Annotated in this window: 1 protein-coding gene; it reads left to right on the top strand. The window is 67.9% G+C overall.

The genetic code is table 11. From position 1 onward, the window contains the following. Positions 1-12: 12 nt before the first annotated feature. Positions 13-449, top strand: a 437-nt coding sequence (locus Q0817_RS19995; RefSeq protein WP_298592245.1) for a hypothetical protein, incomplete at its 3' end; no start/stop codon positions are given.

The raw sequence follows: 449 nt of genomic DNA, 5'->3' as shown, positions 1-449 counted from the left end.
AAGGTGTCCGTCATGGATGTTCCAGTGCGTGTTTCCCGTCGGCAGCACTTCAGCGCTGCTCAGCGGTGGGAGCTGCTGATCGAGTTCGACAAGTGCACCGGTCGTGGCGCGAAGGCCGCGTTCTTCGCCCACGTCGGGGTGAATCCCAAGACGGTCTCGGCCTGGGCTCGAGCCCGGGCCGAGGGACGGCTGGTGGACCCGGGCCTGGTCGTGCAACCGGTGCGCGGAAGGAAAGAGATGAGTGCCGAGGAACGGGCCGAACTGGCCCGGTTGCGGGCCGAGAACCAGGTCCTCCAGGGCAAGCTGGCCGCCTCGCAGGAGGCGGTGGAGATCCTGGGAAAAGCTTCCGCGCTCTTGGAAGCAGCCGCCAAGAGCGCCAGGGCCCGCACCCGGGCACCGGAACCAGCCCCGGAACCGGAAACGGGCTGGCCGCAGTGGTTGAGAGGATC

The sequence above is a fragment of the uncultured Kocuria sp. genome (assembly GCF_947500125.1).
Classification (GTDB): domain Bacteria; phylum Actinomycetota; class Actinomycetes; order Actinomycetales; family Micrococcaceae; genus Kocuria.
Note: the sequence above shows the minus strand (reverse complement) of the source record. Positions and strands in the feature narration are given on the sequence as shown.